10 protein-coding genes are annotated in these 7,820 nt (G+C 72.5%); 5 read left to right on the top strand and 5 right to left on the bottom strand.

The annotated features are described in order from the left end of the window. A partial coding sequence (locus tag ACWCSD_RS42950) for a phosphotransferase (protein WP_449923779.1) occupies positions 1 to 358 on the top strand: 358 nt, incomplete at its 5' end. A gap of 59 nt (positions 359 to 417) precedes the next feature. Continuing rightward, entirely contained in the window at positions 418 to 675 is a 258-nt protein-coding gene (locus tag ACWCSD_RS42945; RefSeq protein ID WP_352331027.1) for a TFIIB-type zinc ribbon-containing protein, read from the top strand. A 71-nt stretch (positions 676 to 746) separates the two neighbouring features. On the opposite strand, the gene ACWCSD_RS42940 is transcribed toward ACWCSD_RS42945, so the two are convergent. The 3 genes from ACWCSD_RS42940 to ACWCSD_RS42930 form a co-directional block, all read right to left on the bottom strand. Then, positions 747 to 1,748, bottom strand: a complete 1,002-nt coding sequence (locus ACWCSD_RS42940; RefSeq protein ID WP_449923775.1) for a hypothetical protein — start codon at positions 1,746 to 1,748, stop codon at positions 747 to 749. 37 nt (positions 1,749 to 1,785) lie between these two features. Next, positions 1,786 to 3,405 carry an ABC-F family ATP-binding cassette domain-containing protein gene (locus tag ACWCSD_RS42935; protein ID WP_449923772.1) on the bottom strand — a complete coding sequence of 540 codons (1,620 nt, stop codon included), beginning with the start codon at positions 3,403 to 3,405 and terminating at the stop codon, positions 1,786 to 1,788. 232 nt (positions 3,406 to 3,637) lie between these two features. Continuing rightward, positions 3,638 to 4,174 carry a CGNR zinc finger domain-containing protein gene (locus ACWCSD_RS42930; RefSeq protein ID WP_358293235.1) on the bottom strand — a complete coding sequence of 179 codons (537 nt, stop codon included), beginning with the start codon at positions 4,172 to 4,174 and terminating at the stop codon, positions 3,638 to 3,640. 25 nt (positions 4,175 to 4,199) lie between these two features. Between ACWCSD_RS42930 and ACWCSD_RS42925 the strand changes: the two genes are divergently transcribed. Beyond that, positions 4,200 to 4,382, top strand: a complete 183-nt coding sequence (locus ACWCSD_RS42925) for a hypothetical protein (RefSeq protein ID WP_352354135.1) — start codon at positions 4,200 to 4,202, stop codon at positions 4,380 to 4,382. Positions 4,383 to 4,432: 50 nt separating this feature from the next. Then, positions 4,433 to 6,202 carry an AMP-dependent synthetase/ligase gene (locus ACWCSD_RS42920; RefSeq protein WP_449923767.1) on the top strand — a complete coding sequence of 590 codons (1,770 nt, stop codon included), beginning with the start codon at positions 4,433 to 4,435 and terminating at the stop codon, positions 6,200 to 6,202. A 76-nt stretch (positions 6,203 to 6,278) separates the two neighbouring features. Here ACWCSD_RS42920 and ACWCSD_RS42915 read toward each other — a convergent pair whose 3' ends face one another. Further along, entirely contained in the window at positions 6,279 to 7,169 is an 891-nt protein-coding gene (locus ACWCSD_RS42915; protein ID WP_449923764.1) for an NAD(P)-dependent oxidoreductase, read from the bottom strand. 87 nt (positions 7,170 to 7,256) lie between these two features. Between ACWCSD_RS42915 and ACWCSD_RS42910 the strand changes: the two genes are divergently transcribed. Continuing rightward, entirely contained in the window at positions 7,257 to 7,658 is a 402-nt protein-coding gene (locus tag ACWCSD_RS42910; RefSeq protein WP_352354129.1) for a MerR family transcriptional regulator, read from the top strand. Positions 7,659 to 7,677: 19 nt separating this feature from the next. Here the strand turns inward: ACWCSD_RS42910 and ACWCSD_RS42905 are convergent, their stop codons facing one another. After that, complete coding sequence (locus ACWCSD_RS42905; protein ID WP_449923782.1) at positions 7,678 to 7,806, bottom strand: glycoside hydrolase family 19 protein; 129 nt, start codon at positions 7,804 to 7,806, stop codon at positions 7,678 to 7,680. Between the last annotated feature and the right edge of the window lie 14 nt (positions 7,807 to 7,820).

The raw sequence follows: 7,820 nt of genomic DNA, 5'->3' as shown, positions 1-7,820 counted from the left end.
CACCCATGGCGACTGGCACCTGGGCCAGCTCGTCTGCCGCGACCGCTGGCTGCTCATCGACGTCGACGACCTGGGCGTCGGCGACCCGGCCTGGGACCTGGCGCGACCGGCCGCCTGGTACGCGGCGGGCCTGCTGGAACCGGCCGTCTGGGAGCGGTTCCTCGGCGCCTACCTGGCCTCCGGCGGCCCCGCGCTCGGCCAGGGCGACGATCCCTGGCAGCGGCTCGACCTGCCGGCCCGGGCGCTCACTGTGCAACTGGCCGCCGTGGCCGTGCTCAACGCCGAGCGCGAGAAACGGGAACTCGACGAGGTGGAGCACGCGTTAATCGAATCGTGCAGCAGAATCGTCCGAGCGTGACGGGGGCCGCACGCGGTAGGTTTCAGCCTGAGACCCCGGATCCAAGGAGAGCGACTTAGATGCAGTGCCCGAAGTGCCGCGGCAACATGCGGACATATGAGCGCAACGGCGTCCACATCGAGCAGTGCGACAACTGCCGTGGGATCTTCCTCGACTATGGCGAGCTGGAGACCCTGACCCGCATGGAGTCGCAGTACCACGCCGCTCCGCCGCCGCCCCCCGCCCCCGGGCCGGCCTGGGGCGCCCCCCACCACGGCGGTCACCACTACGGCCACCACCGCCAGCGCAGCTGGGTGGGCATGCTGTTCTCGACCTGATCGCCCCGGCAGCCGGAAAAGGGCCGCGCGTTCGCGCGGCCCTTTCGCGTGTGCGGGCCCGAGCGGGCCGGTCAGCTGGGGAAGTCGTCGGGGTTGACGGGCGCGGTGCGGGCGTTGCCGCCGGAGATGGCGTGCAGGGTGACCCGCCAGTCGTGCCAGAGGATCTGGGTGGCGGTGACCGTGGTCTTGAACTTCACCGACTTCTGGAACCGCTCGAAGCTGCACTGACGGCTGAAGGACCGGCTCTTGCCGTCCCAGTCCACGCCGTGGGTGAAGTAGATCTTGTACGTGCCGTCGGGCACGCCCCTGACCTTGAACTTGGCCTTCTTGCGCACGTACACGCTGAACGTCTTGCCGCCGCCCCTGACCGCCGTGACGACGGCGTCGCGGGTGCCGCCGTTGTCGACCTCCAGGGAGCTGCGTCCGCCGAGGGAGGTCCGGCGGACGAACGCGCCGTTCTTCAGCCGCCTGTTCTGCTTGCCGCCGGCCTTGACGGTGACGACGTCGGCCGGGTAGTCGCCGGCGCTCTGCAGCGCCTCGCCCGCCTTGTTCAGTGCGGTGAGCTTGGTGTTCAGGTCGCTCAGCACGGCCGAGGGGGTGCACAGCTCGCGGCTGCCGACCTTGCCCGCCGTGGAGCCGAGCTCGGTGGCGAAGTCGCGCAGGCTGGTGACGTACGCGTCGTGCTGGGCGCGGATCTCGGCGGGCGGGGCGATCGCGGACAGGGCGTCGGCGGCGCCGCTCAGCGCCTGCTCGGCCTTGTCCACGCGCTGGTTGAGCGCCTGGACCCCGCGCGCGCCGGCCAGGCCGCTGATCGCGCCGGTCATCGCCTTGTGCCTGCTGTCGAGCTCGCCCTTGTACGCCTCCGGCGTCAGGGCGCTGACGGCGGGGCTGGACCCCGACGAGGGGTCCCCGCTGGGATCACCGCCGGGATCGCCGCTGAAGGCTCCGCCCTTGCCGTCCGCCACGCCGCTGACCTTCGGCTCACCGCCGGTCAGCGGTGGCGGAGAGGAGCAGGCGGCGAGCGTCACCGTCGCCAGGGCGAGAACGCAGGAGATCAACCGGGGTGAAGCCACCTGCCCCACTATTGCCCGGTTGATCCCCAGACGTCAATTACGATTCGGCCAGTCCCTCATCCCGATCCTGTCGCAGCCACCGGGTGATCCCCAGCGTCTCCAGGAACGGGACGTCGTGGCTGGCCACGACGAGCGCTCCCCGGTAGGCCGCCAGCGCCTGGGAGAGCTGGCGAACGCTGGACATGTCCAGGTTGTTCGTCGGCTCGTCCAGCAGGAGCAGTTGCGGCGGCGGATCGGCCGACAGCAGCGCGGCCAGGGCGGCGCGGAACCGCTCGCCGCCCGACAGCGTGCCCACGGGCTGGTCGGCCCGCGTGCCGCGGAACAGGAAGCGGGCCAGCCGCGCCCGCACGTCGTTGACCGAGGCGGCCGGCGCCACGGCCCGGACGTTGTCCACGACGCTCAGGGCGTCGTCGAGCACGTCCAGCCGCTGCGGCAGGTACCCCACCGGGACGTGCGCGCCGTGCTCGACGATCCGGCGCAGCAGGGTCGTCTTGCCCGACCCGTTGGGCCCGAGCAGCGCGATGCGTTCGGGGCCCCGGACGTCCAGCCGGTCGAGCGCCTTGAGCCCGTCCCGGCCGGGCGTGCCGTCAGGGCCGTCGGGACGGTCGGGGCGGTCGGGGCGGTCGAGCGGCAGCGTCAGCAGGGTCCGGCCGGCCGGAACGGCGGTGCCGGGCAGCTCGACGCGGATCTCGGCGTCGTCGCGCACGGCCAGCTCCGCCTCGGTCAGCCTGCCCCTGGCCGCGGCCAGCCGCTCCTGGTGCAGCGCGCGGTGCTTGCCCGCCGACACCTGGGCCTTCATCGTGAGCCCGCCGGCGACGATCTTGGGCACCTTCTTGTTCTCGAACGCCTTCCGCGCGGTGCGGTTGCGCCGGTCGAGCTTGGTCCTGGCCTCGATCAGCTCACGCTGCTGCCGCCGCACCTCGCCCTCGGCGGTCCTGACCGTGCGCTCGGCCGCCTCCTGCTCTGCGGCGACCTGCTCCTCGTAGTCGCTCAGATTGCCGCCGTACAGGCGCACGGCGGCGTCGCGGAGCTCGGCGACCTGGTCCACGAGGTCGAGCAGCGCCCGGTCGTGGCTGACCACGACCAGCACCCCGGGGTACGCCGAGACCGCGGCGTAGAGCCGCCGCCGGGCGTCCAGGTCGAGGTTGTTGGTGGGCTCGTCGAGCAGCAGCACGGCGGGGCGCTTGAGGATCTGGGCGGCCAGCGCGACCATGACGGCCTCGCCGCCCGACAGCGTCGCGACCGTGCGGTCGAGCCCGACGTGGCCGAGCCCGAGCCGGTCGAGTTCGGCCCGCGCGCGTTCCTCGACGTCCCAGTCGTCCCCGATGGCGGTGAAGTGCTCCTCGGCGACGTCGCCGCTCTCGACGGCGTGCAGCGCGGCCCGCTTCCCGCTGATCTCCAGCAGGTCGGACACCGTGCGGCTGCCCTCCAGCGGCACGTTCTGCGGCAGGTACCCCACCTCGCCGGTGACCGAGACCGAGCCCGAGCCCGGGGTCAGCTCCCCGGCGATGATCTTGAGCAGGGTGGACTTGCCCGACCCGTTCGCCCCGATGAGCCCGGTACGCCCGGCGGGGAAGGCGGCGTCGAGACCGTCGAGCACCATGGTCCCGTCGGGCCAGCCGAAGGACACGTGGTCGACGACAATGGAGAAAGACATATGGCGGCTCCCATCACAAAAATCGAAATTTCGTGACTTGGCGGGAACACCGCTGCGCGCGCGACAACCAGACAGCTTGAGCTGCGAAGAACCGGGGCGAAGAGGTCGCCGAGGTCGCCGAGGTCGAGGTGCGCACGCGACAGAGCCCGTGACCGGGCGGTAGGCGCGGTGCCCGCGGCCTCAGATCCTCACGTCAGCTGCCCCCAGGGGTCGGCGATACGACCCGGACACACTACCCGAAACACGACCGACGGGCAACGTCCCGGGCGCGATGGGCGGCCACGTTGACCCGGTTCGCGCAGGTCAGCGAGCAGAACCGGCGCCGCCCGTTACGCGAGGTGTCCACATAGACGGTCTCGCACCCCGTCCGGTCGCACCGCCCGAGCCGCCGCCCGTCGGAGAAGCAGACGGCCATGGCCAGCCCGCCCGCGGTGGTGTCCTTGGCCCTGGAGACGATGTCGGCCTCGGCGGAGAAGAAGTGCAGGTGGGGTTCGAGGCCGTCGTGGGTGCTGATGTGCGGCCTGGACGCGGTGATCTCCAGCAGCTCGTTGATCAGCCGCACCTGGACGCCGAGGTCGGGCTCCCCGAAGACGGGAGCCAGCCGGCGCGCCCAGGCCGCCAGCTCCGCCGCCTGGGCCGGGGTGACGTCCGTGCGCCACATGGCGTTGGCCGTGAGCGTCTCCCGCACCGCGGCCGGGCTGAAGTCGCTCGCGTTGACCAGGGCCGCGGCGAGTTCGGCGCCGTTGCCGCCGTAAGTGTTGAAATGCACAAGGTCATTACATCAGGTTGGAGTCATGCATCCCGGAGAGCCGCACGACCCCTTCGCCCTGACCCTCGTCTCCTCCCACCGCACCTCCGAGGGCCTGGTCTCCTACCTGCGCTGCGCCTGCGGCGCGTGGGAGGTGCGCACGTCGCGGACGGTCGCGAGCGCCGGCCCGCCTCCGGCCGGCGGCAGGTCGATCACGGCCATCGACTGATCCGGCGCACTCGTCCTAGAGTCGGCGGCACACCCCTCAGGAGGTCAGGCATGTCCAGCATTCCCTCCCTGCTGCGCGACCGGATCGCGGCCACCCCCGACGCCGAGGCGTACCGGGTGCCGTCGGGCGAGGCGTGGACCTCCCTGTCGTGGAGCGAGGTCGGCGAGCGCGTCCGCGGACTGGCGCTGGGGCTGTCCAGGCTCGGCGCGGGGCCCGGCAGGCGCGTGTCGATCCTCTGCTCGACCAGGCTCGAATGGATCCTCGCCGACCTGGCCGTGCTCTCCACGGGCGCGGCCACCACCACCATCTACCCGTCGAACACGGCCGCCGAGTGCGCCTTCGTCATCACCGACTCCGGCAGCACGATCGTCATCGCCGAGGACGACGAGCAGGTGGCCAAGCTCAGGTCCGTGCAGAAGGAGCTGCCCGACGTCACGCGCGTGGTGGTCGTCGACGGCTCGGCGAGCGACGACGGCTGGGTGGTCACCCTCGACTCGGTCGGCCAGGGCGAGGGCGACGCGCCGGACGACTACGACGCCCTGGTGGACGCCATCGCCCAGGACGACCTGGCCACGCTCATCTACACCTCCGGCACCACCGGACGTCCCAAGGGCGTCGAGCTCACCCACGACAACTGGCTGTTCGCGGCCGGCTCGGTCCGCGAGATCGGCCTGCTGTCCCCCGGCGACCTGCACTTCCTGTGGCTGCCGCTGTCCCACTCGTTCGGCAAGCTGCTGGAGGTCGTGATGATCGACATCGGCGTGCCGACGGCGATCGACGGCCGCCTCGACCGCATCGCCGACAACCTGGGGGCGCTGCGCCCGACCGTGATGGCCGCCGCGCCGCGCATCTTCGAGAAGATCCACAACACGGTCGTCGCCACCGTGCGCCGCGAGGGCGGGGTCAAGCTGCGCATCTTCGAGTGGGCGCGGGAGACCGGCCTGCGGGTCAGCAGGGCGCGGCAGCGCGAGGCGGCCGTCCCGCTCACCACCCGGGTCGAGCACGCGCTGGCCGACCGGCTGGTCTTCGCCAAGCTGCGGGCGCGCTTCGGCGGCCGGATCCGCTTCTTCATCTCCGGGGCCGCGCCGCTGTCGCGGGACGTGGCCGAGTTCTTCGACGGCGCCGGCCTGACGATCCTGGAGGGGTACGGCCTGACCGAGTCGTCGGCGGGCAGCTTCCTCAACCGTCCCGAGTCGGTGCGGTTCGGCACGGTCGGCCCGCCGCTGCCGGGCACCGAGGTCCGCATCGCCGACGACGGCGAGATCCTCATCGGCGGGCGCGGCGTGATGCGCGGCTACCACGGCCTGCCCCAGGAGACGGCCGAGGCGCTGACGGACGGCTGGCTGCACACCGGCGACATCGGCGAGCTCGACCAGGCCGGCCGGCTGCTGATCACCGACCGCAAGAAGGAGCTGATCAAGACCTCGGGCGGCAAGTACGTCGCCCCCACCTACCTGGAGGGCCGGATCAAGGCCGCCTGCCCGTTCGCCTCGCACGTGTTCGTGCACGGCGACCGCCGCAACTACGTGACGGCGCTGGTCACCCTCGACATGGACGTCGTGCGCCCGTGGGCCGAGGCCGAGTCGCTGCCGGCCGACCCCGAGGCGCTGTGCGGGCACCCGCGCATGCGCGAGGAGGTCGACAAGGCGATCCGGCAGGTCAACGCCGACCAGGCCGGCTACGCCACGGTCAAGAAGTTCGCGATCCTGGCCGGCGACTTCACCGTGGAGACCGGCGAGCTGACGCCCAGCCTCAAGATCAGGCGCAAGGCCGTCGAGGAACGCCACGCCGACGTCCTCGACGGCTTCTACGCCGACTGACGACGCCCGCCGACCGACGGCGGCGGACCCGAGGACCCGCCGCCGTCCGGCGGGCCTGGCGCCGAGGCCCGTCGTCTCACTCCTGGCCGGAGGGCTTGCGGAACTGCTCGATCAGCGCCGTGTAGCCCTCGCCGCCGTGGCCCGCCGCGACGGCCCGGCCGGCCAGCTCCCTGATGAAGCGCGGCAGCGTGGCGTCCACGCCGTGCGACTCGCTCTCGTGCACGAGGTGGTCCATGGCGGCGACGTGCGTGTCGAGGGTCGAGTCGGTGGCCGGGTGCGCGCCCTCGTCGATCTGCCGCGCGTAGTCGGCCAGCCAGCCGGCCACGGTCTCGACGCCGTTCCGCGCGACCGGGGCGAACGCCGCCGCCTCCACCCCGGCGGCCCCGAGCAGCGCGGCGCCCTGGAGGAAGCCGTTGAGGATGTTCCACATCAGGCTCAGCACCCCGACGTCGTAGAGCGCCGACAGGCCGTGGTCCGCGCCGAGGTACGTCGTCGCGCCGCCGAGGCTGCGCAGGGCCGGCTCGTGCAGGTCGAAGGCCGATCGCGGGCCGCTGTAGAGCAGGGCGGCCGCCGGGGTGCCGATGGCGGCGGGGGTGGTCATGATCGCGCCGTCGAGGTAGGCGCCGCCGTGCCGGGCCACCCGCGCGGCGGTGTCGCGGGCCTCGGCGGAGGTGCCGGAGGTGAGGTTGACCAGCACCCGGCCGTCCAGGGCTTCGGCCAGCGGGTCGAGCACCTCGCGCACGGCGTCGTACCCGGTCAGGCAGACGACCACGAGCGGGGCGGCGGTCACGGCCTCCAGCGCCGACCCGGCCCGTACGGCGCCCTGCCCGGCCAGCCGGTCGGCCTTGGCCGCCGTACGGTTCCAGACGGTCGTCGGCCGGCCGTCGCGCAGGAACGCCCCGGCCAGCGCCTCCCCCATCAGCCCCAGGCCGAGGACGGTCACGGGGGTACGGCTTTCCTTCGTCATCACAGTCGCTCTCCCAAAAGAGGTGGTTCAGCAGCTATGGGAGAATCGTCAACGTTCAGACCGGTATGAAGGTCAAGGGGGACGGCCGTGCTGATCGGTGACCTGAGCCGGCGGACCGGCGTCCGCCCGCACCAGTTGCGCTACTACGAGGCCCAGGGCCTGCTGGAGCCCAGCCGCCGCGCCAGCGGCTACCGCGAGTACGACGACGGGGCCGTGCTGACCGTGGCCCAGATCAGGAAGCTGCTCGACGCCGGGCTGTCGACCGACGAGATCGCGTACCTGCTGCCCTGCGTCACGGGCCCCGACCCCGATCTGGTGCCCTGCCCCGAGCTGCTGGACACGTTGCGCGCCCGGCTGCGCGGCCTCGACGAGCAGATCGACACGCTCAGCCGCTCCCGGCGCGCCCTGCGCGGCTACCTGGAGACCACCGAACGGCGCGCGCCGGCCGATGAGGCCGGCCGGGCCCCCGCGGGAGCGCGACCGGCCTGATCGGACGCCGGGGAGGCGGTCAGCAGGACAGGTTGCCGCCGGGGGCGACGCCGAGGATCTGGGTGAAGCGCTGGTAGGCGTTGACCCGGCTCTGCACCTGGCCCGGGTTGCCGCCGTTGCACTCCAGGCTGCCGTTGATGCTGCGGATGGTCTCGCCGAAGC

Source organism: Nonomuraea sp. NPDC001684 (assembly GCF_053596515.1).
The sequence above is the reverse complement of the archived record's forward strand: the minus strand, read 5'-3'. Positions and strand labels throughout refer to the sequence as shown.

What these genes read in the sequence shown, in the direction of transcription:
- ACWCSD_RS42945 (WP_352331027.1), top strand. Translation starts at nt 418, where the DNA reads ATGCAGTGCCCGAAGTGCCGCGGCAACATGCGGACATATGAGCGCAAC.
- ACWCSD_RS42935 (WP_449923772.1), bottom strand. Translation starts at nt 3,405, where the DNA reads ATGTCTTTCTCCATTGTCGTCGACCACGTGTCCTTCGGCTGGCCCGAC.
- ACWCSD_RS42925 (WP_352354135.1), top strand. Translation starts at nt 4,200, where the DNA reads ATGCATCCCGGAGAGCCGCACGACCCCTTCGCCCTGACCCTCGTCTCC.
- ACWCSD_RS42920 (WP_449923767.1), top strand. Translation starts at nt 4,433, where the DNA reads ATGTCCAGCATTCCCTCCCTGCTGCGCGACCGGATCGCGGCCACCCCC.
- ACWCSD_RS42915 (WP_449923764.1), bottom strand. Translation starts at nt 7,169, where the DNA reads ATGACGAAGGAAAGCCGTACCCCCGTGACCGTCCTCGGCCTGGGGCTG.